32 protein-coding genes are annotated in these 24,881 nt (G+C 68.8%); 11 read left to right on the top strand and 21 right to left on the bottom strand.

Going from position 1 to position 24,881, the window contains the following annotated elements:
- Positions 1-72 precede the first annotated feature (72 nt).
- Positions 73-867, bottom strand: a complete 795-nt coding sequence (locus ACIBG5_RS04490) for an AraC family transcriptional regulator (RefSeq protein ID WP_396390058.1) — start codon at positions 865-867, stop codon at positions 73-75.
- A gap of 115 nt (positions 868-982) precedes the next feature.
- Here ACIBG5_RS04490 and ACIBG5_RS04485 point away from each other — a divergent pair, with 115 nt between their 5' ends.
- Complete coding sequence (locus tag ACIBG5_RS04485; protein WP_396390056.1) at positions 983-1,744, top strand: phytanoyl-CoA dioxygenase family protein; 762 nt, start codon at positions 983-985, stop codon at positions 1,742-1,744.
- 3 nt (positions 1,745-1,747) lie between these two features.
- Here ACIBG5_RS04485 and ACIBG5_RS04480 read toward each other — a convergent pair whose 3' ends face one another.
- The 4 genes from ACIBG5_RS04480 to ACIBG5_RS04465 form a co-directional block, all read right to left on the bottom strand.
- Positions 1,748-2,083, bottom strand: coding sequence for a YnfA family protein (locus ACIBG5_RS04480; RefSeq protein WP_360439252.1), 336 nt, complete (start codon positions 2,081-2,083; stop codon positions 1,748-1,750).
- A complete protein-coding gene (locus tag ACIBG5_RS04475; RefSeq protein ID WP_396390054.1) occupies positions 2,080-2,394 on the bottom strand; it encodes a hypothetical protein in 315 nt (104 codons plus the stop codon). Before ACIBG5_RS04475 ends, ACIBG5_RS04480 begins: the two co-directional genes overlap by 4 nt.
- Before the next feature lie 39 nt (positions 2,395-2,433).
- Positions 2,434-3,123 carry an FHA domain-containing protein gene (locus ACIBG5_RS04470; RefSeq protein WP_396390052.1) on the bottom strand — a complete coding sequence of 230 codons (690 nt, stop codon included), beginning with the start codon at positions 3,121-3,123 and terminating at the stop codon, positions 2,434-2,436.
- A 65-nt stretch (positions 3,124-3,188) separates the two neighbouring features.
- A complete protein-coding gene (locus tag ACIBG5_RS04465) occupies positions 3,189-3,917 on the bottom strand; it encodes a hypothetical protein (RefSeq protein ID WP_396390050.1) in 729 nt (242 codons plus the stop codon).
- 86 nt (positions 3,918-4,003) lie between these two features.
- Here ACIBG5_RS04465 and ACIBG5_RS04460 point away from each other — a divergent pair, with 86 nt between their 5' ends.
- The 3 genes from ACIBG5_RS04460 to ACIBG5_RS04450 all read left to right on the top strand — a co-directional run bounded on the left by ACIBG5_RS04460 (position 4,004) and on the right by ACIBG5_RS04450 (position 6,442).
- Positions 4,004-5,080: an ATP-dependent DNA ligase gene (locus tag ACIBG5_RS04460; protein ID WP_396390048.1), complete on the top strand. Its 1,077-nt coding sequence runs from the start codon at positions 4,004-4,006 to the stop codon at positions 5,078-5,080.
- A complete protein-coding gene (gene uppS / locus ACIBG5_RS04455; protein ID WP_396390046.1) occupies positions 5,080-5,844 on the top strand; it encodes a polyprenyl diphosphate synthase in 765 nt (254 codons plus the stop codon). The genes ACIBG5_RS04460 and uppS overlap by 1 nt, the downstream gene beginning before the upstream one ends.
- A 94-nt stretch (positions 5,845-5,938) precedes the next feature.
- The gene (locus ACIBG5_RS04450) at positions 5,939-6,442 is read left to right on the top strand and encodes a hypothetical protein (RefSeq protein WP_396390044.1); all 504 of its coding nucleotides are present in this window, start codon (positions 5,939-5,941) and stop codon (positions 6,440-6,442) included.
- Between the two features lie 4 nt (positions 6,443-6,446).
- Here ACIBG5_RS04450 and ACIBG5_RS04445 read toward each other — a convergent pair whose 3' ends face one another.
- Positions 6,447-6,623: a hypothetical protein gene (locus ACIBG5_RS04445; RefSeq protein ID WP_396390042.1), complete on the bottom strand. Its 177-nt coding sequence runs from the start codon at positions 6,621-6,623 to the stop codon at positions 6,447-6,449.
- 44 nt (positions 6,624-6,667) lie between these two features.
- The gene (locus tag ACIBG5_RS04440; RefSeq protein WP_396390040.1) at positions 6,668-8,557 is read right to left on the bottom strand and encodes an ABC transporter ATP-binding protein; all 1,890 of its coding nucleotides are present in this window, start codon (positions 8,555-8,557) and stop codon (positions 6,668-6,670) included.
- 153 nt (positions 8,558-8,710) lie between these two features.
- On the opposite strand from ACIBG5_RS04440, the gene ACIBG5_RS04435 reads away from it, so the two are divergent.
- The 3 genes from ACIBG5_RS04435 to ACIBG5_RS04425 are packed head-to-tail and all read left to right on the top strand — an operon-like array spanning position 8,711 to position 9,939.
- Positions 8,711-9,151: an SRPBCC domain-containing protein gene (locus ACIBG5_RS04435; RefSeq protein ID WP_396390038.1), complete on the top strand. Its 441-nt coding sequence runs from the start codon at positions 8,711-8,713 to the stop codon at positions 9,149-9,151.
- Positions 9,148-9,477, top strand: a complete 330-nt coding sequence (locus ACIBG5_RS04430; RefSeq protein ID WP_360439280.1) for a metalloregulator ArsR/SmtB family transcription factor — start codon at positions 9,148-9,150, stop codon at positions 9,475-9,477. The genes ACIBG5_RS04435 and ACIBG5_RS04430 overlap by 4 nt, the downstream gene beginning before the upstream one ends.
- Positions 9,478-9,492: 15 nt before the next feature.
- The gene (locus tag ACIBG5_RS04425) at positions 9,493-9,939 is read left to right on the top strand and encodes an SRPBCC domain-containing protein (protein ID WP_396390036.1); all 447 of its coding nucleotides are present in this window, start codon (positions 9,493-9,495) and stop codon (positions 9,937-9,939) included.
- Here ACIBG5_RS04425 and ACIBG5_RS04420 read toward each other — a convergent pair.
- Both ACIBG5_RS04420 and abc-f read right to left on the bottom strand, forming a co-directional pair.
- On the bottom strand, positions 9,936-10,700 hold the full coding sequence (locus ACIBG5_RS04420) for an enoyl-CoA hydratase/isomerase family protein (protein ID WP_396390034.1): 765 nt from the start codon (positions 10,698-10,700) through the stop codon (positions 9,936-9,938). The genes ACIBG5_RS04425 and ACIBG5_RS04420 overlap by 4 nt on opposite strands.
- A gap of 25 nt (positions 10,701-10,725) precedes the next feature.
- Positions 10,726-12,324, bottom strand: a complete 1,599-nt coding sequence (gene abc-f / locus ACIBG5_RS04415; protein ID WP_360439288.1) for a ribosomal protection-like ABC-F family protein — start codon at positions 12,322-12,324, stop codon at positions 10,726-10,728.
- A gap of 117 nt (positions 12,325-12,441) precedes the next feature.
- Here abc-f and ACIBG5_RS04410 point away from each other — a divergent pair, with 117 nt between their 5' ends.
- Positions 12,442-13,344 carry a neutral zinc metallopeptidase gene (locus tag ACIBG5_RS04410; protein ID WP_396390032.1) on the top strand — a complete coding sequence of 301 codons (903 nt, stop codon included), beginning with the start codon at positions 12,442-12,444 and terminating at the stop codon, positions 13,342-13,344.
- A gap of 136 nt (positions 13,345-13,480) precedes the next feature.
- On the opposite strand, the gene ACIBG5_RS04405 is transcribed toward ACIBG5_RS04410, so the two are convergent.
- From ACIBG5_RS04405 to ACIBG5_RS04360, 10 genes are all read right to left on the bottom strand, one after another.
- Entirely contained in the window at positions 13,481-13,684 is a 204-nt protein-coding gene (locus tag ACIBG5_RS04405; protein WP_396390030.1) for a hypothetical protein, read from the bottom strand.
- Between the two features lie 67 nt (positions 13,685-13,751).
- Positions 13,752-14,381 carry an acVLRF1 family peptidyl-tRNA hydrolase gene (locus tag ACIBG5_RS04400; RefSeq protein ID WP_396390029.1) on the bottom strand — a complete coding sequence of 210 codons (630 nt, stop codon included), beginning with the start codon at positions 14,379-14,381 and terminating at the stop codon, positions 13,752-13,754.
- Positions 14,378-14,779 carry a metal-sulfur cluster assembly factor gene (locus tag ACIBG5_RS04395; protein ID WP_360439300.1) on the bottom strand — a complete coding sequence of 134 codons (402 nt, stop codon included), beginning with the start codon at positions 14,777-14,779 and terminating at the stop codon, positions 14,378-14,380. The genes ACIBG5_RS04400 and ACIBG5_RS04395 overlap by 4 nt, the downstream gene beginning before the upstream one ends.
- Positions 14,772-15,254, bottom strand: coding sequence for a Fe-S cluster assembly sulfur transfer protein SufU (sufU, locus tag ACIBG5_RS04390; RefSeq protein ID WP_360439303.1), 483 nt, complete (start codon positions 15,252-15,254; stop codon positions 14,772-14,774). Before sufU ends, ACIBG5_RS04395 begins: the two co-directional genes overlap by 8 nt.
- Before the next feature lie 6 nt (positions 15,255-15,260).
- Positions 15,261-16,520 (bottom strand): cysteine desulfurase, encoded by a 1,260-nt coding sequence (locus ACIBG5_RS04385; RefSeq protein WP_396390028.1) that lies wholly within the window; start codon positions 16,518-16,520, stop codon positions 15,261-15,263.
- Positions 16,517-17,278 carry a Fe-S cluster assembly ATPase SufC gene (gene sufC / locus ACIBG5_RS04380; protein ID WP_396390027.1) on the bottom strand — a complete coding sequence of 254 codons (762 nt, stop codon included), beginning with the start codon at positions 17,276-17,278 and terminating at the stop codon, positions 16,517-16,519. The genes ACIBG5_RS04385 and sufC overlap by 4 nt, the downstream gene beginning before the upstream one ends.
- 23 nt (positions 17,279-17,301) lie before the next feature.
- Positions 17,302-17,640 carry a non-heme iron oxygenase ferredoxin subunit gene (locus ACIBG5_RS04375; protein WP_396390026.1) on the bottom strand — a complete coding sequence of 113 codons (339 nt, stop codon included), beginning with the start codon at positions 17,638-17,640 and terminating at the stop codon, positions 17,302-17,304.
- Positions 17,637-18,839: a Fe-S cluster assembly protein SufD gene (gene sufD, locus ACIBG5_RS04370; protein WP_396390024.1), complete on the bottom strand. Its 1,203-nt coding sequence runs from the start codon at positions 18,837-18,839 to the stop codon at positions 17,637-17,639. Before sufD ends, ACIBG5_RS04375 begins: the two co-directional genes overlap by 4 nt.
- A complete protein-coding gene (sufB, locus tag ACIBG5_RS04365) occupies positions 18,839-20,251 on the bottom strand; it encodes a Fe-S cluster assembly protein SufB (protein ID WP_396390023.1) in 1,413 nt (470 codons plus the stop codon). Before sufB ends, sufD begins: the two co-directional genes overlap by 1 nt.
- Positions 20,248-20,994, bottom strand: coding sequence for a helix-turn-helix transcriptional regulator (locus ACIBG5_RS04360; protein ID WP_396390022.1), 747 nt, complete (start codon positions 20,992-20,994; stop codon positions 20,248-20,250). The genes sufB and ACIBG5_RS04360 overlap by 4 nt, the downstream gene beginning before the upstream one ends.
- Before the next feature lie 163 nt (positions 20,995-21,157).
- Here ACIBG5_RS04360 and ACIBG5_RS04355 point away from each other — a divergent pair, with 163 nt between their 5' ends.
- The 3 genes from ACIBG5_RS04355 to ACIBG5_RS04345 are packed head-to-tail and all read left to right on the top strand — an operon-like array spanning position 21,158 to position 23,611.
- Entirely contained in the window at positions 21,158-21,883 is a 726-nt protein-coding gene (locus ACIBG5_RS04355) for an ABC transporter ATP-binding protein (RefSeq protein ID WP_396390020.1), read from the top strand.
- Positions 21,880-22,656, top strand: coding sequence for an ABC transporter permease (locus ACIBG5_RS04350; RefSeq protein ID WP_396390019.1), 777 nt, complete (start codon positions 21,880-21,882; stop codon positions 22,654-22,656). The genes ACIBG5_RS04355 and ACIBG5_RS04350 overlap by 4 nt, the downstream gene beginning before the upstream one ends.
- 28 nt (positions 22,657-22,684) lie before the next feature.
- Complete coding sequence (locus ACIBG5_RS04345; RefSeq protein WP_396390018.1) at positions 22,685-23,611, top strand: heme A synthase; 927 nt, start codon at positions 22,685-22,687, stop codon at positions 23,609-23,611.
- Positions 23,612-23,620: 9 nt separating this feature from the next.
- Here the strand turns inward: ACIBG5_RS04345 and ACIBG5_RS04340 are convergent, their stop codons facing one another.
- Both ACIBG5_RS04340 and ACIBG5_RS04335 read right to left on the bottom strand, forming a co-directional pair.
- Positions 23,621-24,469, bottom strand: a complete 849-nt coding sequence (locus ACIBG5_RS04340) for an NAD-dependent epimerase/dehydratase family protein (RefSeq protein WP_396390016.1) — start codon at positions 24,467-24,469, stop codon at positions 23,621-23,623.
- Positions 24,466-24,840, bottom strand: a complete 375-nt coding sequence (locus ACIBG5_RS04335) for a DUF885 family protein (RefSeq protein ID WP_396390015.1) — start codon at positions 24,838-24,840, stop codon at positions 24,466-24,468. Before ACIBG5_RS04335 ends, ACIBG5_RS04340 begins: the two co-directional genes overlap by 4 nt.
- Positions 24,841-24,881: the final 41 nt, after the last annotated feature.

The raw sequence follows: 24,881 nt of genomic DNA, 5'->3' as shown, positions 1-24,881 counted from the left end.
CTCCAGGGCGTTTGGTCTGAAACCGGTTTCAGACCACCCCATCTCACTACCGGCGAGGTGTCAAGGCGGATTTCAGGACCGTCGGTATTCGCGCGGCGACACACCGAAGTGGGACCGGAACCGGCGCGACAGGTGGAATTCGTCCGCGAAACCGAGGGTCCGCGCGATCTCCCGGTGGGTCAGGTCGGTCAGCCGCAGCAGCGTGGCCGCGGCCTGGAGCCGACGCACACTCCGGTACGCCGCCGGTGTCTGGCCGACCTGTTCCGCGAACCGGCGCCGGAACGTGTCGTAGCTCAGCCCCGACTCAGCGGCAACGGTCGCCAGGTCCGTGCTCGCGGTGAGGTCGTCGGCCAGCCGGCCCATCGCGTCCACGATCTCCATGCTCACGTCGGGACTGTCCGCGGTGTCGTCGGTGTCGATCAGCCAGTCGGCCAGCGCCAGCAACTGATGCTCCGCGACCCGGCGCGTCCGCGGCGGCGAGCGCAGTACGGTGCGCAGCGCCTCGATCGACGGCGGCGGCACCGGGTACCGCGGTCCGGCGCCGGCCAGGTGGGCCAGCGAGTCGAACAGCGGTCCGGTGAACACGACGAACAACTCCGTCCACCGCTCCCCCGCATCGGTGCCGTACGTGTGCGGGAACCCGGGCGGCACGATCGTGTGCGCGCCCGGCCTGATCCGCTCGTCCCGCCCGTCGGCGTCGCGATAGTTGCCCTCGCCCCCGATCAGCACCGACAGCACGTAAGCGTCCATCACCCGCAGCGTCGACGGCATGATCGGCTCGTCGTCGACCAGCTCGCCCGCGAGCACGATCTGACCGAGCCTGGTCACCGGCCCATCGGAGATCGCGACGACCGTCCGCTCCGCCATGCCGGCCACCGTACGCCAAAATGTTCATGCCACGGTCGCGCGGAGACATTCTTTGCCGGTCCCTGCCGCCCTAGCGTTTGGAGGGCAGGGACGAGCCGACCGACCGGAGGACCGCATGACGACCTCGACCGACCTGATCACGCCCCAGCACCTGGCCCAGTTCCGCGACGAGGGCTACTTCGTTCTGGACAGCGTGCTCACCGACGAGCAACTCGAGCTGCTGCGCGGCGGAGCGCAGTATTCGATCGACAAGCTCGACGCCGCCATGGACGAAGCCAGCACCGACTCGCTCGGCATCAACCACCGGGGCAAGCGGTACTTCAGCAGCATGATCTACCAGGACCGGCCGGAGCTGCGGCAGTTCCTGTTCAGCGACACGATGGCCGAGATCTGCCGGGCGACGCTGGGCGACGACGCCTTCCTGTTCTGGGAGCAGTACGTGATCAAGGCCGGCGACCCGAACACGGCGTTCGCGTGGCACCAGGACTCCGGCTACGTGCACGAGGACCATGACCCCTACCTCACCTGCTGGATCGCCCTCGACGACGTCACCGAGGAGAACGGCTCGGTCTACCTGCTGCCGTACTCGCGGTCCGGTATCAAGTCGTACATCAAGCACATCCAGGACCCGGAACTCAACGACATGGTCTGCTACTTCGGCTCCGATCCCGGCATCCCGATGACCGCGAAGGCGGGCTCGATCGTGGTGTTCTCCAGCGTCGTCATCCACCGCAGCGGGGCGAACCTGACCGACCGGAACCGGCGCGTGTACATCGCGCAGTACTCCAAGGAGGTCATCCCGGCCAAGGACGGTACGACGGCGCACGGGGCGTTCGACCCGTTCCTCGACGGCGGCCGCATCATCGCCGATCGCTGACGGTCAGGAGTTGCGCGGCGCGTACATGATCACGACGACGCCGACGAGACAGATCGCGGCACCCAGGAGGTCCCAGCGGTCCGGGCGGAAGCCGTCGACCACCATTCCCCACGCGAGCGAGCCGGCCACGAACACACCGCCGTAGGCCGCGAGGATGCGGCCGAAGTTCGGATCCGGCTGGAACGTCGCGACGAAGCCGTAGGCGCCGAGCGCGATCACGCCACCCGCGATCCACCACAGGCCACGATGCTCACGCCATCCCTGCCAGACCAGCCAGGCACCACCGATCTCCGCCAGCGCGGCCAACACGAAGAGCCCCGCAGACCGCACCACGGTCACAGGCGATCGGCCAGGGCGTCCAGGACCGCGGTCTGGGTGGGGGGTACGCCGATGTGTAGGTGGAATTGGTTGTTGGTTGGGTCGGTGAGGGTGAAGGTGAAGAACGAGCAGCACTCGGACTCGCGGGCGGTCAGGGCTGCGGTGGCGGCGCGGGCTTCGGCCGTGAGCGTCAGGTCGAGTGTCTGGGGGTCGACGCGGTGGGCGCTGCGGAGGTGGTCGGCGAAGAGCTGGTCGAACTCCGCGACCCGGAGTGGTTGCTCCGCGGTCGGCAGGGTGCACGCGGCCGGAGCCCAGGCGAGGTGATCGGTCATGAGATCGACGGTAAACCTGTACCCAGGTACCGGATGCAACTATTCGGGCTGATCGGTCCAGGTGAGTACGTACGCCACCCCGCCGAATCGGACCTGGTCGCCCGGCCGGACCCGGACCGCAGTGGTGAGCCGGAGGCCGTTGACCTGGGTCCCGTTCATCGAGCCGAGATCGCGCAGCATCCATCCGTCTTTCACATACCGGAGCTCCGCGTGGCACCGGGACACGGACAGGTCGGCCAACCGCAGCGACGCGCCAGGCCCGCGTCCGATCCGGACCGTCGGCGATCCTGGTGCCGGCAACGCGAGCCCGGGCGGCGGCAGAGCGGGCGTCTTCTGCACGACTCCAACCCGCGGAAGGGACCCGAGCCGCTCGAGGAACCCGAACCAGGCACCGACGACACCGCTCGGCTGCCCAGGGGTCCTGGCACCCGGCGAGCCCTCCACCCGCGCTGGTGGCCGGGTCGGGCTGGGGCTGCGGATGACTTCCAGCCGGGGAAGTCGGGTACGGAAGTCCCGGAGCCGGCGGGTGACGTGGGGCTCCTCGCGAGGCAGATCGCGGATGGCGTCGGCCAGTTCGCCGCGGCTCTGCGCGCGCAGGACGAAGTTCATCCGGCGGACGAAGGTGTCGTGTGACAGCCGCCCGGTCCCGGCGCCCTCGCGCAGGATGGCCAGGGCACGATCCCGCTCGGCGTCCGACGGACGCGTCCCCTCCGCCGGAACCGATGTCATCCCTGCATTGTCCGGTCCGGTCCGGTTCACTGTCCACCGCCTCCCGGGGGCGGCCGGGGACCAGGTCAGCGGTACTGAATCCGGTAGGCGACGTGCGCGTCACCCTGCGAGAGCCCGATGTTCGAGATCCCGACGACCAACTGGTGACCGTCGGCGTCGTTCCGGTACGTCAGGTACGTCGTACCTGCCGCACCTTCAGTCGCGATCCGGCGCCAGGACGGTCCGCCGGGCGCGGAGATCTGTGTCAACGCCTTCGTCACCGCGGGCGTCGCGTAGTACGACATCCACTTCGTGTCGCCACGGCCCCACGCGCGGACCAGGTTGTCGGACCACTGCACCGCGTTCCAGGCACGCGGTTCGTTGGCGAAGCTCACGACTCTGGCGGCGTGCCAGCCGTCCGGCCCACGCAGCTCCGGCGCGGCGTTCGCCACGCCGAGGGTGAGATTCCCGCCGCGGGCGTCGTCGTGGTACGTCACATAGATCGTCCCGGCCGCGCCTTCCGCGGAAACCCGGCGCCAGTGGATCCCGCCGGGCGACGCCTGCGCGAACAGAGCACGTGTGACTTCGGTCGTGCCGTAACAAGCTGTCGTTCTCGTGTCACCGCGACCCCAGGCGCGGACCAATCGGTCCGCGTAGGTGACCGCATCCAGCCGAGCGACCGACGCACCGCACGAGGCGGCCGTCTGAGCACCGGCCGCAACGGCCGGAGCCGCCGAACCGCCGAGCACGAGCGGGGCAGCAACCGCGAGCGCGGCCGCCATCCCACCGGCCTTGGATAGACCCTTGATCTTCATGATCAACCTCCCGAGTTGGTCATTTCGTCCTCACTGGTTCGACGCGCCCGATCGCCCACGAGTTGGCCGTGGGTGAGAATGACGGGATGCGACTGCCTGTGATGCCACCGGTCAAGCCGATGCTCGCCAAGCCCGTGAAGGAGATCCCGCGCGGGGAGATGAGCTACGAGCCCAAGTGGGACGGGTTCCGCTCGATCATCTTCCGGGACGGGGACGAGGTGGAGATCGGCAGCCGGAACGAGAAGCCGATGACGCGCTACTTCCCCGAGCTGGTCGAGGCGGTGAAGGCGAACCTGCCCGAGCGCTGCGCGATCGACGGCGAGATCATCGTGATCGGCGCGTCCGGCGACCGGCTGGACTTCGAGGTGCTGCAGCAGCGCATCCACCCCGCCGCCAGCCGGGTGAACATGCTGTCGGAGAAGACGCCGGCCCGGTTCGTCGCGTTCGACCTCCTGGCGCTCGGTGACGACGACTACAGGGAGCGTCCGTTCGCGGAACGGCGTACCGCGCTCATCGATGCGCTGGCCGATGTGAAGGCGCCGATCCACGTCACGCCCGCGACGACCAACCGCGACACGGCCGCGGAGTGGTTCGAGCAGTTCGAGGGTGCCGGCCTGGACGGGCTGATCGCGAAGCCGTTGGAGGTCACCTACCAGCCGGACAAGCGGGTGATGTTCAAGGTCAAGCCGGAGCGCACCGCGGACTGCGTGGTCGCCGGCTACCGCGTGCACAAGAGCGGCCCGGACCGGATCGGATCGCTGCTGCTCGGGCTCTACAGCGACGACGGCACGCTGGCGAGCGTCGGTGTGATCGGTGCGTTCCCGCTCGAGCGGCGCAAGGAGCTCTTCCAGGAGATGCAGCCGCTGGTCACCACGTTCGACGATCACCCGTGGGCGTGGGCGAAGCAGGAGGAAGGCGTCCGTACGCCGCGCAACGCGGAGGGCAGCCGCTGGCAGGCGGGCAAGGATCTGTCGTTCGTGCCGTTGCGGCCGGAGCTCGTGGTCGAGGTTCGCTACGACCACATGGAGGGCATCCGCTTCCGCCACACCGCACAGTTCGTCCGCTGGCGCCCCGACCGCACCCCCGAGTCCTGCACCTACGAGCAACTGGAAGAGCCGGTCAAGTTCGACCTGGCCGACGTACTGTCCAGCGCCCAACGCTGATGAAGGTCCTGTACGACGTCTACGCCAGGATCCTGCGACGCCAACTGGCCGGACTGCCGATGCCACGGCACATCGCGATCGCGATGGACGGCAACCGCCGCTGGGCACGACGAGCCGGGTACGACGACGTGCGGGTCGGCCACCGGTTCGGGGCGGAGCATCTGGAGCTGTTCCTGCGTTGGTGTTCCGAGGCAGGCGTCCAGTGCGTGACGGCGTGGGTGGCGTCGGCCGACAACATCCGGCGCCGCGACTCGGCCGAGGTCGACTACCTCATGCAGCTCACCGAGACCGTCCTGGCCGAGCATGTACGGCGTGACCACCGGTGGCGGCTCCACGTCGCGGGCCAGCTGGATTTGTTGCCTGACACAACTGCCCGTGCGCTGAAGGAGGCCGTCGAGGCGACGCGCGACCGGACGGATGCGGGTGACCTGACGCTCGCCATCGGGTACTCGGGCCGGCTCGAGGTGGTGGACGCCGTACGGGCTGTGCTGGACGAGGCTGCGGTCGCGGGGCGTTCGCTGGAGGATGTGGCTGACGAGCTGAGCGAGGACGTGATCGGTCGACACCTCTATCTGCCCGAACTGCCGGATCCCGACCTGGTGATCCGGACGAGTGGGGAGCTCCGGATGTCGGACTTCCTGCTGTGGCAGGCGACGCGCTCGGAGGTCGAGTTCTGCGACCTCTACTGGCCCGCGTTCCGGCAGGTCGACCTGCTGCGGGCGCTCCGCACCTACGGGCGGCGGCGGCTGGAACGATCCAGTTGATCATTTGAGCAGGTACCTCGGCCAGGAGCGAATACATCGGGCCGCCTTGGGGGCACTATGGAGGCATACCGACTGGTAGGAACCGGAGGTTGCGATGTACGACGTCGTACTGCTCGTCGAACAGGAACTGTCGGCGCCGGACGCGAGACGCGTCGTTGAACTGCACCAGGACATGCCCGAGTCCGTCACGTACCACGTGCTCGTGCCGTGCCACAACGCCGAGGCCGGTGTCGAGGCCTCGATCAGCGCGCTGGGCACCGCGGATCTGTACGGTCCAGGGCTGGCCACTCAGCGCCAGGATCTCGCCGAGGCGCAGAAGGCGATCGACACCGAGGCGAAGGGCTGCAGCGGACGCAGCGTCCAGCGGCTGCGAGACCTCGGGCACCACGCGGAGGGCGGCATCTCGCACGACCGTCCGATCGACGCACTGATCGCCACGGTGGAGCACGTGCAGGGCCAGGAGGTCATCATCCTGACCCGGCCGCACGTGGTGGCCGAGTTCTTCCACCTGGACTGGACCAACTCAGCCCGCCGCCACCTCGGCGTACCGGTCCTGCACCTTCTGGAGCACGACCCGCAGAAGGCCTCCGCCTCGTAGCGGGTCAGAACCGGAGCATGACTGCGTAGGTGACGCCGACCGCGAGGGCGGCCATCAGCAGCGACACCGTGGTGCGGATCGTTCGGTCGCCGGTTTCGCCGTAGTGACGGCCGTCCTCGGAGTTGTACGCGAGCTTGTAGCCGGCGTAGCCCGCGGCGAGTGCCAAGGCCAGTTTGATCATCGTCTGCTCTCCCCCCACTACCCCTCAGAACCAAGGTAGCTCGCTCAGACGCCGGCGGCGGTTCCGGTCTCGGCGAACTGCGTGTGATACAGGTCTGCGTACTCCCCGCCCTGGGCGAGCAACTGCTCGTGCGTACCCCGCTCGACAATGTTGCCGCGGTCAACGACCAGGATCAGGTCGGCGTTCCGCACCGTCGACAACCGGTGCGCGATCACCAGCGACGTACGCCCTTCCAGCGCGGTGTCGAGTGCCCGCTGTACGGCGACCTCGGACTCGGAATCCAGGTGCGCGGTCGCTTCGTCCAGTACGACGATCTGCGGTGCCTTCAGCAACAAACGCGCGATCGCCAGGCGCTGCCGTTCACCGCCGGACAGCCGGTGACCACGGTCCCCCACCACGGTCTCGAGACCATCAGGCAGGGACGACACCAACTCCCACACCTGCGCGGCCTTCAGTGCCTCGATCATCTCGTCGTCGGTGGCGTCCGGCTTCGCGTAGGCGAGGTTCGCCCGGATCGTGTCGTGGAACATGTGCGCGTCCTGCGTGACGTACCCGATCGTGTCGTGCAGCGACTGCAGCGTCACCTCGCGCACGTCCTGCCCGCCGACCCGCACGGCTCCGCCGGTCACGTCGTACAGGCGGGCCACCAGGTTGGTGATCGTGGTCTTGCCGGCGCCGGACGGGCCGACCAGCGCAACCATCTGACCGGGCTGGACGACGAAGTTCACATCCTCGAGCACCTGCGAGGACACCCGCTTGTCGAGCACAGCGACCGACTCCAGGCTCGCGAGGGAGACCTGCTCAGCCGTCGGGTAGGCGAACGCCACGTGGTCGAACTCGACCCCGGCCCGCTCACTGCGCAGTCCCTGGGCGTCCGGAGCGTCCTTGATCATCGGCTCGAGGTCGAGCACCTCGAAGACGCGCTCGAACGACACCAGCGCGGTCATCACGTCGACCCGCACGTTCGACAGTGCGGTCAGCGGGCCGTACAGTCGGCCGAGCAAGGCGACCAGTGCCAGCAGGGTCCCGACGGTCAGCGCCTCGCGGACGGCCAGGTTGCCGCCGACGCCGTACACCAAGGCGGTGGCCAGCGCGGCGACCAGCGTGAGCGCCGTGAAGAACACCCGGCCGAGCATCGCGATCCGGATGCCCAGGTCGCGGACCCGTCCGGCCCGCTCACCGAAGTCCCGGTTCTCGATCGAGGGCGTACCGAACAGCGTGACCAGCAGCGCTCCCCCGACGCTGAACCGCTCGGTCATCGCCGTCGACATCTCGGCGTTGAGGTTCATCTGCTCGCGCGTCAATGTGGCCAGCCGGCGACCCAGGATCCGCGCCGGGATCAGGAACACCGGCAGTAGCAGGATCGCCACCACCGTCAACTGCCAGCTCAGCACGAGCATCGCGCCGACCACGAGGATCAGGCTGATGATGTTCGACACCACGCCGGACAGCGTCGAGGTGAACGCCTGCTGGGCGCCGATCACGTCGTTGTTGAGCCGGGACACCAAGGCACCAGTCTGCGTCCGGGTGAAGAACGCGACCGGCATCCGCTGCACATGCCCGAAGACCTTGGTCCGCAGGTCGAAGATCAGCCCCTCACCGATCCGCGCCGAGAACCAGCGCTGCATCAGCCCCAGGGCGGCCTCGACCACGGCGAGCAGTGCCACCACCAGCGCGAGCGCGGTGACGAGTCCGGCGTTCCCCTTGGTGATGCCGTCGTCGACGATCTTCTTGAACAGCAGCGGCGAGGCGATGACCATGAACGCCGACAGGATGACGAGCACCAGGAACACCGAGATGTACCAGCGGTACGGCTTCGCGAACCGCGCGATCCGGCGCAGCGTGCCCTTGGCGAGCTTCTGCCCGGCCACGGACGAATCCTGACGCCGCCAGCCGTAGGCGCCCATGCCGGCGCGTGCCATCCCTGAGGACATACGGTTCCTCCCCGCTCCTGTGTCGTGAAGCTTCACAACAGTTCAGGTCATCACAATGTTCCCACTCACCGTCATGCAACCAATGGTTGCGGATGCGATGAGAGTGCTCTACAGTCATAGGCAACCAAAGGTTGCGAAAGGACGGTGGGTGAGATGGCGGACCGGACCATCGAGCGGGAGATCAGGGTGGAGGCGGCGCCCGAGGTGGTCTACGAGGTGATCAGCTCGCCGGAGCACCTGCGCGAGTGGTGGCCGGACGACGCGGACCTCGAGCCGGTCGCCGGCGCCACCGGGACCGTGTCCTTCGGCGAGAAGCCGGACGGGAAGGTCGTTTCGCTCACGGTCATCGAGGCCGATCCGCCGCGACGGTTCGCCTTCCGGTGGGACTATCCCGACGGCGAGACAGCCACCGAGGCCAACTCACTGCTGGTGACGTTCGACCTCGTCGCCGCCGGCACGGGCACGGTCCTCCGCTTCGCCGAGACCGGGTTCGACCAGGCCTCCGACGCGCAGTACCGCGATCACATCAACGGCTGGAACTACTTCCTCCCCCGCCTCGTCCCGTACGTCGACCGGCTGGTGTCCGCGCCGTGATCGACGACGGGCTCTGGTCGGCGGTCGGCGATCCGACCCGGCGACGGATGCTCGACCTGCTGCTCGCGAACGGCGGCGGGACCGCGACCGGCCTGAGCGATCAACTGCCGGTCACCCGGCAGGCCGTCGCCAAACATCTCGCCGTCCTCGAGCGGGTCGGCCTGGTGCACGCCAAGCCGTCGGGGCGCGAACGGCGTTACACCGTGGACGAATCACAGCTTTCCCGTGCGATCGCGCAACTGACCTCGGTCAGTGACGCCTGGGACCGCCGGCTCCAGCGCATCAAGCGGATCGCCGAAACCATTCAACGCAGTACAGACACCTGAACGAGAGGCACTCCCATGGTCGACATCCTGCACCGCGTCGGAATCACGGCGTCCCCCGAGGACGTCTCCAAAGCCCTCACCACGATCCCCGGCCTCGCGGGCTGGTGGACCGACGACACGCAAGGCGACGACTCGGTCGGCGGCGTGATCGACTTCCACTTCCCCGTCGCCGGTGGCTCGTTCGGCATGAAGGTGCTCGAGACCAAGCCCGGCGAGCTCGTCCGCTGGGAGGTCGTGCACGGTCCCGAGGAGTGGATCGGCACCGAGGTCCGCTTCGACCTCAGCACGGCCGACAACTACACGATCGTCCTGTTCAAGCACGAGGGCTGGAAGGAGCCGGTCGAGTTCATGTACCACTGCAGCACCAAGTGGGGCTCGTACCTGCTGAGCCTGAAGAAGTACGTCGAGACCGGTACGGGCGACCCCGCTCCGCGCGACGTACAGATCAGCAACTGGCACTAGGCGAGGGTTGCCAGGAGCTCCTTCAGCCGGCGCTCCTGGGCCTCCCGCTCGGCCTTCAGCTGGTCCTGGTAGGAACGGTCCGCGGCACCGAGGAGCAATGCCTTGGTCTCGCGGATCGCTCCTGGCAGCGGCGACAGCAGGGCCTCGGTCAGATCCTTGACCGTCCCGGCGAGCTCCTCCGGCGGTACGACGATGTTCGCCAGACCGAGCTCCTTCGCCTCGTCCGCCTCCACCCAGCGGGTGGTCGCGCAGAGCTCCAGCGCCCGTGAGTACCCGACGAGCTGGACGAGCGGTTGGGTGCCGCCGAGGTCGGGCACCAGGCCGAGCGCGGTCTCGCGCATGCTGAAGCGGACGTCCGGGGTGACGACACGGAGGTCGCAGGCCAGGGCCAGCTGGAAGCCGGCGCCGATGGCGTGACCCTGCACCGCGGCGATGCTGATGATCTCCGGCCGCCGCAACCAGGAGAATCCCGCCTGGAAACCGGCGATCAGCTCGTGCACCTCGGCGGTGGGCTTCGCCCCGAGCGTGAGCAACGCCTCCTGGCCGTCGACAGCCTCACCCATCATCAGCCGCCGGTCGAGTCCCGCCGAGAACGACGGCCCCTCCCCCGACACCACGACCACGCGGACGTCGGCCGGCAGCGACGTACCGAAGTCGGCCAGCGCCCGCCACATCGCCGGGGTCTGTGCGTTGCGCACCTCGGGCCGGTCCAGCACCACCCGTGCGACCGGGCCTTCCACGGTCAACCGCAGTTCCTTCATGCGAGGAACATTACTCGCGATTAACTTAGGCGAGCGACACCAGGTCGGCGTAGTCGTTGGTCCACAGGTCTTCGACGCCGTCCGGGAGCAGGAGGACGCGCTCTGGTTCGAGGGCCTCGACCGCACCCTCGTCGTGGGTGACCAGCACGATCGCACCGGCGTACGACCGGATCGCGTTCAGCACCTCGGCGCGCGAGGCGGGGTCGAGGTTGTTGGTCGGCTCGTCGAGCAGCAGCACGTTCGCAGCCGAGACCACCAGTGTCGCCAGGGCGAGTCGGGTCTTCTCACCACCGGACAGCACCCGGGCCGGCTTGTCCGCGTCGTCGCCGGTGAACAGGAACGAACCGAGCACGCTGCGCGCCTGCGTCTCGTTCAGATCCGGGGCTGCGGACTTCATGTTCTCCAGCACGGTCCGGTTCACGTCGAGCGTCTCGTGCTCCTGCGCGTAGTACCCGAGCTTGAGCCCGTGCCCGTCGATCACCTCGCCGGTGTCCGACTTCTCCAGCCCGGACAGCACCCGCAGCAGCGTCGTCTTGCCGGCACCGTTCAGGCCCAGCACCACGACCCGCGAGCCGCGGTCGATCGCGAGGTCGACGTCGGTGAAGATCTCCAGTGAGCCGTACGACTTCGACAGTTCGCGCGCCATCAACGGCGTCTTGCCGCACGGCGCCGGCGTCGGGAACGCGATCTTGGCCACGCGGTCGGTCTTGCGCTCGTCCTCGAGCGAGGACATCAACTGCTCGGCCCGCCGCAGCATCTGCTGGGCCGCGGTCGCCTTGGTCGCCTTGGCGCGCATCTTGTTCGCCTGGTCGACCAGTTGGGTCGCCTTCTTCTCGGCGTTCGCCCGCTCGCGCTTGCGCCGCCGCTCGTCGGCCTCGCGCTGCGTCAGGTACGCCTTCCAGCCGACGTTGTAGACGTCGATCTCGGCCCGGTTCGCGTCCAGGTGGAACACCCGGGTGACGGTCTCCTCGAGCAGGTTCACATCGTGGCTGATCATGATCACGCCGCCGGGGTACGACTTGAGGAAGTCGCGCAGCCAGACGATCGAGTCGGCGTCGAGGTGGTTGGTCGGCTCGTCCAGCAGCAGCGTCTCCGCCTGGGCGAACAGGATCCGGGCCAGCTCCACCCGTCGGCGCTGACCGCCCGACAGTGTGCCCAAGGGTTGCCCCAGCACCCGATCCGGCAGCCCGAGGTTCGCCGCGATCCGGGCCGCCTCCGACTCGGCGGCGTACCCACCGGCCGCGTGCAGGTCGGCCTCGGCCCGCTCGTAGCGCCGCATCCCCTTCGCGCGGGTCTTCTCGTCCGCGCTGGCCATCGACTTCTCCGCGCTGCGCAACCGGCGTACGACGTCGTCCAGGCCGCGGGCGGACAGGATCCGGTCCCGGGCCAGGATCTCCAGATCCCCGGTCCGCGGGTCCTGCGGGAGGTAGCCGATCTCACCGGAGGTGGACACCGAGCCGCTGGCCGGCAGACCCTCACCGGCCAGGATCTTGGTCAGCGTGGTCTTGCCGGCGCCGTTGCGCCCGACCAGACCCACCTTGTCGCCGGGCCCGACCCGGAACGAGGCGGGCGCGAGCAACTGCCTGGCACCGACGCGGACCTCGAGATTGGAGACAGTGATCATCGCGGTGGCAGGCGTCCTCAGGGTCGGGAGTCAAGGCAGGGGGCGGGCGGTAGCGGGTCGGCGGCGCAGCGTCACGACACGCCAAAGGCCCCCGCTCTCGGGACTAGTCTATGTGCTGTGAAATTCAACCCGGACGCGGATCTCGACACCAGTGGGGTCGAGGACACCCGTGGGAGCGGCGGAGGCGGCGGCGGGCTGCCCGGCGGGATGATCCCGGTGGGTGGTGGCATCGGCGGCATCATCCTGCTGGTCGTCATCCTGCTGCTGAACGGCGGTCTTCCGGGCGGCGACGGCGGCAGCCAGGAGCCGAGCGTCCGCAACACCGCGGCCGGCAATCTGGACTCGTGCAAGAAGGGCACTGATCTGCAGGACAACCCCGACTGCCGGTTCGTGTTCTACCAGAACTCGATCGAGGGCTTCTGGGCCGCGGAACTGCCGCGCCGGGGCAAGAAGTACACCCGGGCGCCGATGCGGGTCTTCGACGGCTCGGTCAACACCGGCTGCGGACCGGCCACCAGCGCGGTCGGGCCGTTCTACTGCCCGCCGGACAAGCGGGTCTACCTGGACCTCGGGTTCTTCCAGACGCTCCAGTCCGAACTGGGCGCGAAGGGCGGCAACTTCGCCGAGGCGTACGTCGTGGCCCACGAGTACGGCCACCACATCCAGAACCTGTACGGCATCCTCGGCCGGATCAAGACCCGCAACGGCCCGACGTCGGACTCGGTCCGGTCCGAGCTGCAGGCCGACTGCCTGGCCGGGATCTGGACCAACCACGCGACGACCGTGCCCGACAAGGACGGCGACACGTTCATCAGCGGTCTGACCGAGGACGACATCGCCCGCGGCCTGGACGCGGCAGCCGCCGTCGGTGACGACCGGATCCAGCAGAAGACCCAGGGTCAGGTGAATCCGGAGAGCTTCAGCCACGGCACCGCCGAGCAGCGGATGCGGTGGTTCAAGGCCGGGATGGACTCCGGCGACATGAACGCCTGCGACACCTGGTCGGCCAACCCGCTCTGACCCCAGCCTGCCCCACCGATCCCCATCTGGCTGGCTGACCAGCGAAAGTGTGGGTTTGCCAGCCGTACACCGGTGGCAAACCCACAACCTGGATGGTCAGCCAACCAGATGGGGAGTGGGTCAGATGGGAGGGGGGTCAGTCGGCGCCGGAGCGTTTGTCGACGACGCGGCGGACGATCAGGCCGACCGCCAGCGCGGCGGCGACCAGGATGGCCGAGATGATCGCCCATTCGAGCGACGACGCGCCGAACTGGGTCCGGCCCCCGCGGACACGCTGGGCGCGGGCCCTCGCCAGCGCATAGCCGGCCATGGCACGCCAGAACTGCAGTTCCGAGTTCAACCGCTGTCCTCCCCTGTGCGATGGCCGCGAGGACCTGAGTATGCCCACATGGGAGGACGTTCACGCCTCAGCGCGAATCGTCCGGAGGGTCGGTCAACTCGATCCGGATCGCCCGGGCGTCGGCGCCGGCCTGCTCGAGGACTCTCTGTTTCGGATCGGGTACGCCGAGGAACGGCGGCCGCACGAGTCCGGCCAGGTCCTTCAGTCGCGGATCCTCCAGCACCGTGTCGATCGCCCGGCGGTCTCCCCCGCACACGAGCGCTTCCAGCCGGGCTGACCCGAGGATCCGCACCGCAACCTCGGTCGCGGCGGCGAACGCCTCCCGCGCCTGGTTGTCCCGCCGCCGCGCGTACCGCTGCTGCGACCAGCCACCCGCCTTGGTCGTCCCCTGCACGTGGCGTGATCCGACCTTGGAGTCGACAAGCTTGCCCCCGGCAAACACTCCGGCGCCGTAGCCACCGCGCCGGACGAGCAGCACACCCAGCCGCCACTCGCGCAACACATGGGCGAGGAGCCCGTCTTTCGACAACTCCTCCAGTGGTGCGAACGGCACCTCGACGACGGCGACGGAGCCGTCCGACGCGGAGGCAGTGAACCGTGTCGGCGTCACGTCGTACGTCACTACGCCGTGGCGGTCACCGAAGCCGGTCAGCCACCTGTCCAGCCGCTCCGGTGCCACCGACACCGTTCGGGTCACACGTTGAAGCCGAGCGCCCGCAGCTGGTCGCGGCCGTCGTCGGTGATCTTCTCCGGGCCCCACGGCGGCATCCAGACCCAGTTGATCCGGAAGTCGTTGACCAGGCCGTCCAGCGCCATCCGGGTCTGGTCCTCGATCACGTCGGTCAGCGGGCAGGCCGCCGACGTCAGCGTCATGTCGATGATCGCCGTACTGGTGTCGTCCACGGTGATCCCGTAGATCAGGCCCAGGTCGACCACGTTGATGCCGAGCTCGGGGTCGACGACATCCTTGAGCGCCTCGGTCACGTCCTCGACCGCGGCCGGGCTGGTGCCGGGCTGTGATGCCTGGGACGCCTGCGCCGCCGCCTGCAGGTCGACCTCGGGCAGCTCGATCTTCTCGTCGGTCTGGTCAGGCATTGCTCACTCCTTCTTGCTGTGCGGCGTCCTGGGACTCGTTCTGCGCCAGCGCCCGGGCGGTCGCGTCCCGCCAGGCCGACCAGCCCAGCAGCGCACACTTCACCCGGGCCGGGAACTGCGCGACGCCCGCGAACGCGACGCCGTCCTCCAGAACCTCTTCGTCCGGCTCGACATTCCCCCGGCCCTGCATCAGCTCGAGGAACTTCTCGTACGTCGCCATCCCCTCGGCGACGGGCTTGCCGATCACCAGATCGGACATCACCGAGGTCGCGGCCTGACTGATCGAGCAGCCGACGCTCTCGTGCGTGACGCCGGTGACGGTGTCGCCGTTCAGCTCCACGCGCAGCGTCACCTCGTCCCCGCAGGACGGGTTCACGTGGTGCACTTCCACGTCGTACGGATCCGCCAGCCCCGCGTGGTGCGGGCTGCGGTAGTGATCCAGGATGATCTCCTGGTACAGCGAGTCAAGCTGCATGAGACGTCAAGCCACCTTGAAGAAAGAACGGACGAACCCGAGGCCGTCGACCAGCGCCTCGATCTCCTCCGGCGTCGTGTAGAGGTAGAACGACGCCCGCGTCGAGGACTGTACGCCGAACCGCTCGTGCACCGGCCGCGCACAGTGGTGCCCGGCCCGTACCGCGATCCCGCGGGTGTCCAGCACGGTCGCCACGTCGTGCGGGTGCACGCCGTCCAGCTCGAAACTGATCGCGCCACCGTGGTCCTTGGCCTCGGCCGGACCGAGGATCGTCAGCCCCGGCACCGTCTTCAGCCCTTCGAGCGCGTACTCCACGATCGCGTGCTCGTGCGCCGCGATCTTGTCCATCCCGATCCCGGACAGGTAGTCGACGGCCGCACCGAGCCCGACGGCCTGCGCGATCGGCGGCGTACCGGCCTCGAACCGGGCCGGCGGCGGGGCGTACGTCGAACCCGTCATCCGCACGACCTCGATCATCTCACCGCCACCAAGGAACGGCGGCAGCGACGCGAGCAGGTCGTACCGGCCCCAGAGCACACCGACGCCAGTCGGCCCGACCACCTTGTGCCCGGTGAAGCCGACCAGGTCGGCACCGAGCTCCGCCACGTTCACCGGCAGCTGGGGCACCGCCTGCGCGGCGTCCACCACCATCAGAGCGCCGACCGCGTGCGCCTTGGCGGCGAGCTCCTTGATCGGGTTGATGGTGCCGAGTGCGTTCGACACCCAGGTGAGCGAGACGATCTTGGTGCGCTCGTTGATCAGCTCGTCGGCGTTGCTCAGGTCCAGCCGGCCGTCGTCGGTGACGCCGAACCACTTCAGCGTCGCCCCGGTCCGCTCACAGACCATCTGCCACGGCACGATGTTCGAGTGGTGCTCCATCTCGGAGATGACCACCTCGTCACCCGGCTTCAGCGAGCCGCCGGCCGTGTGCGCCACCAGGTTCAGCGCCTCGGAGATGTTCTTCGTGAACACGATCTCGTTGCGGTCGGGCGCGCCGATGAAGTCCGCGATCTTGTCCCGGGCACCTTCGTACGCCGCGGTCGCCTCGGCACCGAGCTGGTGCATGGCGCGGGCGACGTTCGCGTTGTGCTTCAGGTAGTGGTCCTCCATCGCCTGCACCACCTGGCGGGGCTTCTGCGAGGAGTTCGCCGAGTCCAGGTAGACCAGGGGCAACCCGCCGGCGAGCTCGCGCGACAGGATCGGGAAGTCCGCCCGGACCGACTGGAGGTCCAGCGGACTGCTGAATGTGGTCCGGGCGTCAGTCACTTCGCGCCTGCCTTCAGGAACCGCTCGTAGCCGTTGGCCTCGAGCTCTTCGGCCAGCTCCGGTCCGCCTTCCTCGGCGACCCGGCCGTCGACGAAGACGTGCACGAAGTCCGGCGTGATGTAGCGCAGGATCCGGGTGTAGTGGGTGATCAGCAGGATGCCCTTGTCGCCCTGCTCCGCGAACCGGTTGACGCCGGTGGAGACGACCTTCAGCGCGTCGATGTCGAGGCCGGAGTCGGTCTCGTCGAGGATCGCGATCTTCGGGTTCAGCAGCTCCAGCTGGACGATCTCGTGCCGCTTCTTCTCACCACCGGAGAAGCCCTCGTTCACGTTGCGGGTGCCGAAGTCCGGGTCCATCTCGAGATCACCGAGCGCCTTGTTGACGTCCTTGACCCAGGTCCGCAGCTTCGGCGCCTCGCCGTCGATCGCGGTCTTCGCAGTGCGCAGGAAGTTCGCCACCGACACGCCCGGCACCTCGACCGGATACTGCATCGCCAGGAACAGGCCGGCCCGGGCCCGCACGTCGACGGCCATGGCCAGCACGTCCTCGCCGTCGAGCGTGACCGTGCCGCTGGTGATCTTGTACTTCGGGTGGCCGGCGATCGAGTACGCCAGCGTCGACTTGCCGGAACCGTTCGGGCCCATGATCGCGTGCGTCTGACCACCGGCGATGGTCAGGTCGACGCCGCGCAGGATCTGCTTCGGGCCGTTCTCGGTGTCGACCGACACGTGCAGGTCGCGGATCTCGAGTGTCGCCATGAGGATCTTCTATCTCCGTCGCTTTACAGGGATGCCTGATTCAGGGGGTTCTTGACGTCGACGAGCAGGTCGTCGCCGTCCAGCCGGACCGGGTAGATCGGCACCGGGTCGTACGCGGGCAGGCTGGTCGGCTCGCCGGTGCGCAGGTCGAAGCGGGATCCGTGCAGCCAGCACTCGATCTGGCACTCGCCGACGTCACCCTCGGACAGCTGGATCTGCGCGTGCGAGCACTCGTCCCGCACCGCGAAGTACTGCCCCTCGCTCTTCACGACCGCGACCTCCACGCCGCCGACCTCGACCGGGATGACTCCCTCATCCGGTACGTCGGCGGCAGCGCAGGCGCGCTCGAAGCTGTCGCTCACTGCCCGACAACTGCCTTGGCCGATGCGCTCAACTCCGCGGCCCGCGCCAGCTTCTGCTCGATCACGTCGTGCAGGTGCTCGGTGACCTCGGGAACGCCGATCTTGGCGATGATGTCGTTGAAGAAGCCGGACACCACCAGCCGCCGGGCCTCGTCCTCGGGGATGCCGCGGGCCTGCAGGTAGAACAGCTGCTCGTCGTCGAACCGGCCGGTCGCGGACGCGTGCCCGGCGCCAAGGATGTCGCCGGTCTCGATCTCCAGGTTCGGGACCGAGTCGGCGCGGGCGCCGTCAGTCAGGACCAGGTTGCGGTTCAGCTCGAACGTGTCGGTGCCCTCGGCCGCGGCCCGGATCAGCACGTCGCCGATCCACACCGAGCGGGCCTTGTCACCGGCCAGCGCGCCCTTGTAGAGCACGTTGCTCTTGCAGTTGGTGGCCTCGTGGTCGACGAACAGCCGGTTCTCGTGGTGCTGGCCCGACTCGGCGAAGTACACACCGAGGAGCTCCGCGTCGCCGCCAGGCCCGGCGTACCGGACGTTCGTGGCGATCCGGACGACCTTGCCGCCGAGGGTGACGACGACGTGGTGGAGCTTCGCGTCCCGCCCGATCAGCGCGTCGTGCTGGCCGAGGTGGATCGACTCGTGATCGCCCTGCTGGATGCTGACCACGCGCAGCTCGGCGCCGTCGCCGACGACGATCTCGACGTTGCTGCCGAGCTCACCCGCGCCGGTGTGATCGATGATCACGATCGCGCGGCTGTGCCGGCCGGCGTCCACGATCAGGTGGCTGAAGCCACGGGCACCGAGGCTCGCGACGTTCACGTGCACCGCCTCGGTCAGCTCGGCCTCGACCGGGATCCGCACCGCCAGCGCCTCGCCCGCCTGGTTCCAGGCGATGGCCGCGGAGCGGTCCTGCGGCGTACTGACCTTCAGCGAGTCCGCGGCGACGGTCTCGAACACCACACCGTCGGGACCGGACGCGTCGACCTTGGGGGTCTCGGTGCCGGCCTCGTCGGCGAACAGCGCCTTGAGCGCCTTGACCGGGGTGAAGCGCCACTCCTCCTCGCGCCCGTTCGGCACCGGGAAATCGGCGACGTCGTACGACGTCGGCCGCTCGCTCCGGGCCTGGAGCGGGACCGGGGAACCCGGCCCGTGGGAGTGCGCCCGGTTGCCGGTGGCGACCAGGGTTTCAGCGGCGGACATCAGCCGACGGCCCCTTCCATCTGCAGCTCGATCAAGCGGTTCAGTTCCAGCGCGTACTCCATCGGGAGCTCGCGGGCGATCGGCTCGATGAAGCCGCGGACGATCATCGCCATCGCCTCGTCCTCGGCCATGCCCCGGCTCATCAGGTAGAAGAGCTGGTCGTCGCTGACCTTGGACACGGTCGCCTCGTGTCCCATCGCCACGTCGTCCTCGCGGACGTCGACGTACGGGTAGGTGTCCGAACGGCTGATGGTGTCGACCAGCAGCGCGTCACAGCGCACCGTGGACTTGCTGTGGTGCGACCCCGGCGCCACCTCGACCAGGCCCCGGTACGACGTCCGGCCGCCACCGCGGGCCACCGACTTCGACACGATCGAGCTGGAGGTGTACGGCGCGTTGTGGACCATCTTCGACCCGGCGTCCTGGTGCTGGCCCTCGCCCGCGAACGCGACCGACAGGGTCTCGCCCTTGGCGTGCTCGCCCATCAGGTAGACGGCCGGGTACTTCATCGTCACCTTGGAGCCGATGTTGCCGTCGATCCACTCCATCGTGGCGCCCTCTTCGCAGGTGGCGCGCTTGGTGACCAGGTTGTAGACGTTGTTCGACCAGTTCTGGATCGTCGTGTAGCGGCAGCGGGCGCCCTTCTTCACGATGATCTCGACCACCGCGGAGTGCAGCGAGTCCGACTTGTAGATCGGCGCCGTACAGCCCTCGACGTAGTGCACGTAGGCGTCCTCGTCGACGATGATCAGGGTCCGCTCGAACTGGCCCATGTTCTCGGTGTTGATCCGGAAGTAGGCCTGCAGCGGGATGTCCACCTTGACGCCCTTGGGCACGTAGATGAACGATCCGCCGGACCAGACCGCCGTGTTCAGCGAGGCGAACTTGTTGTCGCCGACCGGGATGACCGAGCCGAAGTACTCCTGGAAGATCTCCGGGTGCTCGCGCAGGCCGGTGTCGGTGTCCAGGAAGAGGACGCCCTGGGCCTCCAGGTCCTCGCGGATCTGGTGGTAGACGACCTCGGACTCGTACTGCGCCGCGACGCCGGCGACCAGGCGCTGCTTCTCCGCCTCCGGGATGCCGAGCTTGTCGTAGGTGTTCTTGATGTCCTCGGGCAGCTCTTCCCAGCTGGACGCCTGCTTCTCGGTCGACCGGACGAAGTACTTGATGTTGTCGAAGTCGATCCCGGACAGATCCGCACCCCACGACGGCATCGGCTTGCGGTCGAAGAGTTTCAGACCTTTCAGGCGCAGGTCGAGCATCCACTCCGGCTCGTTCTTGAGGGTGGAGATGCCCCGCACCACGTCGGCGGACAGGCCGCGCTGTGCGACCGCGCCGGCGGCGTCGGAGTCGGCCCAGCCGTACTGGTAGTTGCCGAGGCCTTCCAGTTCGGGGTGAGCGGTTTGCGTCATCGTGCAGTCCTCGCAGATTCGCCGTCGGATACAGGGGCAGGACCGGGCACGGCCTGGGGGGCCGGGACGTGTCCGGGAATATGTGTGGTGCAGACACCGTCGCCGTGGGCGATGGTGGCCAGTCTCTGGACGTGCCGGCCGAGCAACCGCGAGAACACCTCGGTCTCGGCCTCGCACAACTGGGGGAACTGCTCGGCCACGTGCGCGACCGGGCAGTGGTGCTGGCAGAGCTGCTCGCCGTGCGCGGCCTTCGCCGTGGACGCGGCGTACCCGTCCGTGGTCAGGGCCCGCGCGAGTGCCTCCGCCTTGTCGCTCTCGGGAGCGGCGTCGATCAGCTCCCGGTACCGCTGCTCCACCTCGGCGACCCGGCCGCGGGCGAACTCCGCGACCGCCTCGTCACCGCCGGCCTCGGCGATGAACTTCAGTGCGGTGGCCGCCAGGTCGTCGTACGCCTGGTGGAACGCGTGCCGGCCGGTGTCGGTCAGCACGAAGACCTTCGCGGGGCGGCCGCGGCCACGCGGGCCGTAGACGCGCTCCTCGCGGGACTCGACCAGGCCGTCCTCGAGCAGGTGGTCGAGATGCCGGCGAACCGCCGCCGGCGTCAGCTCGAGGCGCTCGGCGAGCACCGCGGCGCTGGACGGACCGTTGGTCAGGATCGAGCGTGCGACCCGGTCCCGGGTGGACTCGTCCCGCGCCACAACCGCGCCGGTGGGCGCGGTTCCGGTAGTCGCAGGAGTTTTCACAACATCAGTGTCGCGTAATTCCCGGAGGCCTTCAAATAAGGCTCCCCTAACCGCGTCCCGCTCGTACGCTGGGCCTGGGAGCCGATCGTGACCAGCGTCACGCTGCTCGGCTCCGCTCCCGACCCGGGCCGAAGGCCGGGCAGCCCGGTCCTAGACTTCATCCGTGCCAGTCGCGGTGGAGATCGACAACCTCGTCGTGCGGTACGGCGAGAAGGCCGCGGTCGACGGTCTCAGTCTCACCGTAACCGTCGGCACGGTGACGTCGGTGCTCGGCCCCAACGGCGCCGGCAAGACCACCACCGTGGAGAGCTGTGAGGGGTTCCGGCGGCCCGAGTCCGGGCGGGTCCGGGTGCTCGGGCTGGACCCGATCGCGGACCACGACGAATTGATGCCGCGGATCGGCGTGATGCTCCAGGAGGGCGGCGCCTGGTCCGGCGTCCGCGCCGTCGAGATGCTGAAGTACGTCGCCACCCTGCATTCGCACCCGCTGGAGATCCCGGCCCTGGTCGAGCGCCTCGACCTGGGTAGCTGTGGCAGGACGCCGTACCGGCGCCTGTCCGGCGGGCAGAAGCAACGGCTGTCGTTCGCGCTGGCGATCGTCGGGCGGCCGGAGGTCGCGTTCCTGGACGAGCCGACGACCGGGCTCGATCCGCACGGCCGACGGGAGATCTGGCAGCTGATCCGCGACCTGCGCGACGACGGCGTGACCGTCGTACTCACCACGCACGGGATGGACGAGGCCGAACAGTTGTCGGACCAGGTCCACGTGGTGTCCGCGGGCAAGGTGATCGCCTCCGGCACTCCGGACGCGCTGACCGAGCACGGTGCGAAGTCCCTGGAGGACGTCTACCTCGCGTTGACGGCACCACCCAAGCGGGAGCACTCATGAGCACCTATGCGCCCCGGCCGGGAAGTGCGCCGTGGCCGCGGAAGGTGCTTGCGCACTCACGGATGGAGTTCCGGCTCCTGATCCGCAACGGCGAGCAGTTGCTGCTGGCGCTCGTCATCCCACTCGGGATCCTGTTGCTTCTGGGTGGCACCGGACTCGGCGACCGGTTGCCGCTCGGCGACGGGCGGGCGATCGACGACGCCGTACCGCGGGTGCTCGCGCTCGCCATACTGTCCTCGTCCTTCACCTCGCTCGCGATCGCGACCGGCTTCGAGCGTCGGTACGGCGTGATCAAGCGGCTCGGCGCCTCTCCCCTGTCCCGGACCGGACTGCTGGCCGGGAAGATCGGCGCCGTCCTGGTCGTGCAGGTGATCCAGCTCGCCATCCTGATCGGGACCGGCTTCGCCCTCGGGTGGGACCCGGCCGGCGGTTTCGACGCCGTGTTCGGGGTGATCCTGATGGTCCTGTGCGGTACGGCGGCCTTCGCGTCCCTCGGACTGCTGATGGCCGGCGTACTCCGGGCCGAGGCCACCCTGGCCGCGGCCAACCTGCTCTATCTGCTGTTGCTGGTCGGCGGTGCGGTGATGACACCGGTCGACGAGTACCCGGCCGGCATGCAGGGTGTCGTCCGGCTGCTGCCGAGCGCCGCGCTGGCCAACGGGCTGGCGAACTCGACCATCGAGGGTGTGATCCCGTGGGCCGCCGCACTGTCCCTCGCGCTATGGGCCGGGGTGCTCGGATACCTGGTGTCCAGGACCTTCCGCTGGGACTGAGCAGACCTTTCTCTAGAGTGTGCCGGTGATGAGCACGGAGACCCCGCCGCAAGAGACCGAACCAGTCAACGCCTTCTGGCGGCTGGTACCCGAGCCGAGCCTGGATGTCGTCCGGCGCTGGGGCTGGGCGTCGGTGGTGGCGAACATCGGCATCGTGGTGACCGGCGGACTGGTCCGGCTGACCGGCTCCGGTCTCGGCTGCCCGACCTGGCCGCAGTGCACCGACGAGTCGTACGTGCCGCACGCCGCGCTCGGCATCCACGGCGCGATCGAGTTCGGCAACCGGATGCTCGGCTTCGTGGTCGCGGTCGTCGCGATCTGCACCTGGCTCGTGGTGATGCGGTACCGCCCGATCCGCCGGGACCTGCGCCGGCTCGCGACCGCGGCCGCGCTCGGCGTACCGCTGCAGGCTGTGATCGGCGGCATCAGCGTGCTGACCGGACTGAATCCGTGGATCGTCTCGGCGCACTTCCTGGTCTCGCCGGTGATCATCACTCTGACGGTGTCGATGGTGCGGCGGTCCCGGACCAGTCCCTACCCACACACTCCCCCGGTGGTCCGGGCGCTCGCGACCGCCTGTGTGGTGGCGGTCTGGCTGACCGTTGCTCTCGGCACCTTGGTGACCGGCGCCGGCCCGCACTCGGGCGACCCGGACACCGGGCGGAACGGGTTCAACGAGGAACTGATCAGTCAGCTCCACGCGGATGTCGTCTTCGGACTGCTCGGGATCTCGATCGCGCTGGTGATCGCGACCCGGGTGACCGCGACGTCACGGACCTTGCGGAAGCTGGCTGCCTGGCTGCTCGCGATGGAACTCCTGCAGGGCGCCGTCGGCTTCACGCAGTACTTCACCGGCCTCCCGTGGGGCCTGGTCCTGGTGCACATGTTCTTCGCGGGCCTGCTGATCGCACTCGTCACCGCGGTCTACGGCGAACGCGGCACGCCCGCAACCTAGGACCTGCGCTCATCGCCGAACGTAGGACCCGCCGGTGAGATCCTCGACGATCGCCGGGCGGCTCGGTCGCCAGCCGAGCTCGGCCCGAGTCCGTGTGCTGCTGATCGCTTGGTCCAGCGCCAGCCAGCGGGCGTACTGCTCACCCAGCGCCTCGGCCGCGGACGCGACCGGCCAGGCTTCGGCTCGCCCGGTCCCGCCGGCCGCCAGGTCCGCGGCGGCCGCGATCGCGCTGACCTCGACGGCCTCATCGCTCACGCCGTGCAGGACAGCACCTGATCGGGCTCGTTCGATCGCCAGCAGAACCAGGTCGGCCAGATCGTCGACCTGCACCGTCGGCCAGCGAGTTCCGGGGTCGCCCACGTAGCGGCCGACGCCGTATTTGCGTGCCCACCCGACCATCTCAGCGGGAATGCCACCGCCACGTCCGTACACGACCCCGGGCCGGATCACGACGGTGCGGACCCGGTCGGCCGCGGCGAGGACGGCCCGCTCGATCTGTGCACGCGGCGTGTCGCCGCCCGGTGGATCCTCGGTGAACGGCGTCTCGCCCACCGCGCCCAACCACCAGATGCCGCTGATGTAGATGAGCGGAACACCGTGATCGAGGAGCGCGGCGGTGGACGCCAGGTCGACGTCGAGGTCGCCGCTGGGATTGCCGGCGTGTACGACGACATCCGGCCGGACGGCGGCGAGCGCGGAGCGCAGTGTCTCCGGGCGGGTGAGGTCGCCCGGCACGGTCGGGTAGTCCGCGACGGTCCCGCGCCGAGACACCGCAACGACCTCGTAGCCGGCACCCGTCAAGCGCTCGGCGACCGCCGTACCGATGTAGCCGCTAGCACCGATGACTGCCGCCTTCACCGTGAACCCCCTTCGAACTCACCGAGTACGGCGGACCTCAGCACATCGAGACCGACGCTCCCGAGGTCGAGCGCGCGGCGGTGGAAGGACTTGAGCTCGAACCCACTTCCTTCCCTGGCACGCACCTCGTCGCGCAGCAACAGCCAGGCACGCTCCGAGTCGACCGGTACGGCGGCCGCCAATGCGGTCAGCGTCCGCGATCGCAGGGTCGAGATCTCGGCTCTGCCGTCGGGCGACAGATCTGGGAGGCCGGTCTCGTGCCCGGTAATGCCGGCTCCGGTCGCCGCGATCGGGTCAAGGGCGACGAAGTCCGCCACGAATCGATCCATCACCTGGTCGACCACGGTGGCCGGACGTTGTTCGCTCGACATCAGGTCTGCCTCCCACTCGCTGACGGATGCCGGGCGGCTCA

Origin of the sequence: Kribbella sp. NPDC050241, assembly GCF_044459685.1 — a bacterium.
Taxonomy (GTDB): Bacteria; Actinomycetota; Actinomycetes; order Propionibacteriales; family Kribbellaceae; genus Kribbella.
This window is presented reverse-complemented; position numbering and strand designations above follow the sequence as displayed.

Coding starts and splice junctions, on each gene's coding strand:
- ACIBG5_RS04490 (WP_396390058.1), bottom strand. CDS start 867: ATGGCGGAGCGGACGGTCGTCGCGATCTCCGATGGGCCGGTGACCAGG.
- ACIBG5_RS04485 (WP_396390056.1), top strand. CDS start 983: ATGACGACCTCGACCGACCTGATCACGCCCCAGCACCTGGCCCAGTTC.
- ACIBG5_RS04475 (WP_396390054.1), bottom strand. CDS start 2,394: ATGACCGATCACCTCGCCTGGGCTCCGGCCGCGTGCACCCTGCCGACC.
- ACIBG5_RS04470 (WP_396390052.1), bottom strand. CDS start 3,123: ATGACATCGGTTCCGGCGGAGGGGACGCGTCCGTCGGACGCCGAGCGG.
- ACIBG5_RS04465 (WP_396390050.1), bottom strand. CDS start 3,917: ATGAAGATCAAGGGTCTATCCAAGGCCGGTGGGATGGCGGCCGCGCTC.
- ACIBG5_RS04460 (WP_396390048.1), top strand. CDS start 4,004: ATGCGACTGCCTGTGATGCCACCGGTCAAGCCGATGCTCGCCAAGCCC.
- uppS (WP_396390046.1), top strand. CDS start 5,080: ATGAAGGTCCTGTACGACGTCTACGCCAGGATCCTGCGACGCCAACTG.
- ACIBG5_RS04450 (WP_396390044.1), top strand. CDS start 5,939: ATGTACGACGTCGTACTGCTCGTCGAACAGGAACTGTCGGCGCCGGAC.
- ACIBG5_RS04445 (WP_396390042.1), bottom strand. CDS start 6,623: ATGATCAAACTGGCCTTGGCACTCGCCGCGGGCTACGCCGGCTACAAG.
- ACIBG5_RS04440 (WP_396390040.1), bottom strand. CDS start 8,557: ATGTCCTCAGGGATGGCACGCGCCGGCATGGGCGCCTACGGCTGGCGG.
- ACIBG5_RS04435 (WP_396390038.1), top strand. CDS start 8,711: ATGGCGGACCGGACCATCGAGCGGGAGATCAGGGTGGAGGCGGCGCCC.
- ACIBG5_RS04425 (WP_396390036.1), top strand. CDS start 9,493: ATGGTCGACATCCTGCACCGCGTCGGAATCACGGCGTCCCCCGAGGAC.
- ACIBG5_RS04420 (WP_396390034.1), bottom strand. CDS start 10,700: ATGAAGGAACTGCGGTTGACCGTGGAAGGCCCGGTCGCACGGGTGGTG.
- abc-f (WP_360439288.1), bottom strand. CDS start 12,324: ATGATCACTGTCTCCAATCTCGAGGTCCGCGTCGGTGCCAGGCAGTTG.
- ACIBG5_RS04395 (WP_360439300.1), bottom strand. CDS start 14,779: ATGCCTGACCAGACCGACGAGAAGATCGAGCTGCCCGAGGTCGACCTG.
- sufU (WP_360439303.1), bottom strand. CDS start 15,254: ATGCAGCTTGACTCGCTGTACCAGGAGATCATCCTGGATCACTACCGC.
- sufC (WP_396390027.1), bottom strand. CDS start 17,278: ATGGCGACACTCGAGATCCGCGACCTGCACGTGTCGGTCGACACCGAG.
- sufD (WP_396390024.1), bottom strand. CDS start 18,839: ATGTCCGCCGCTGAAACCCTGGTCGCCACCGGCAACCGGGCGCACTCC.
- sufB (WP_396390023.1), bottom strand. CDS start 20,251: ATGACGCAAACCGCTCACCCCGAACTGGAAGGCCTCGGCAACTACCAG.
- ACIBG5_RS04350 (WP_396390019.1), top strand. CDS start 21,880: ATGAGCACCTATGCGCCCCGGCCGGGAAGTGCGCCGTGGCCGCGGAAG.
- ACIBG5_RS04345 (WP_396390018.1), top strand. CDS start 22,685: ATGAGCACGGAGACCCCGCCGCAAGAGACCGAACCAGTCAACGCCTTC.
- ACIBG5_RS04335 (WP_396390015.1), bottom strand. CDS start 24,840: ATGTCGAGCGAACAACGTCCGGCCACCGTGGTCGACCAGGTGATGGAT.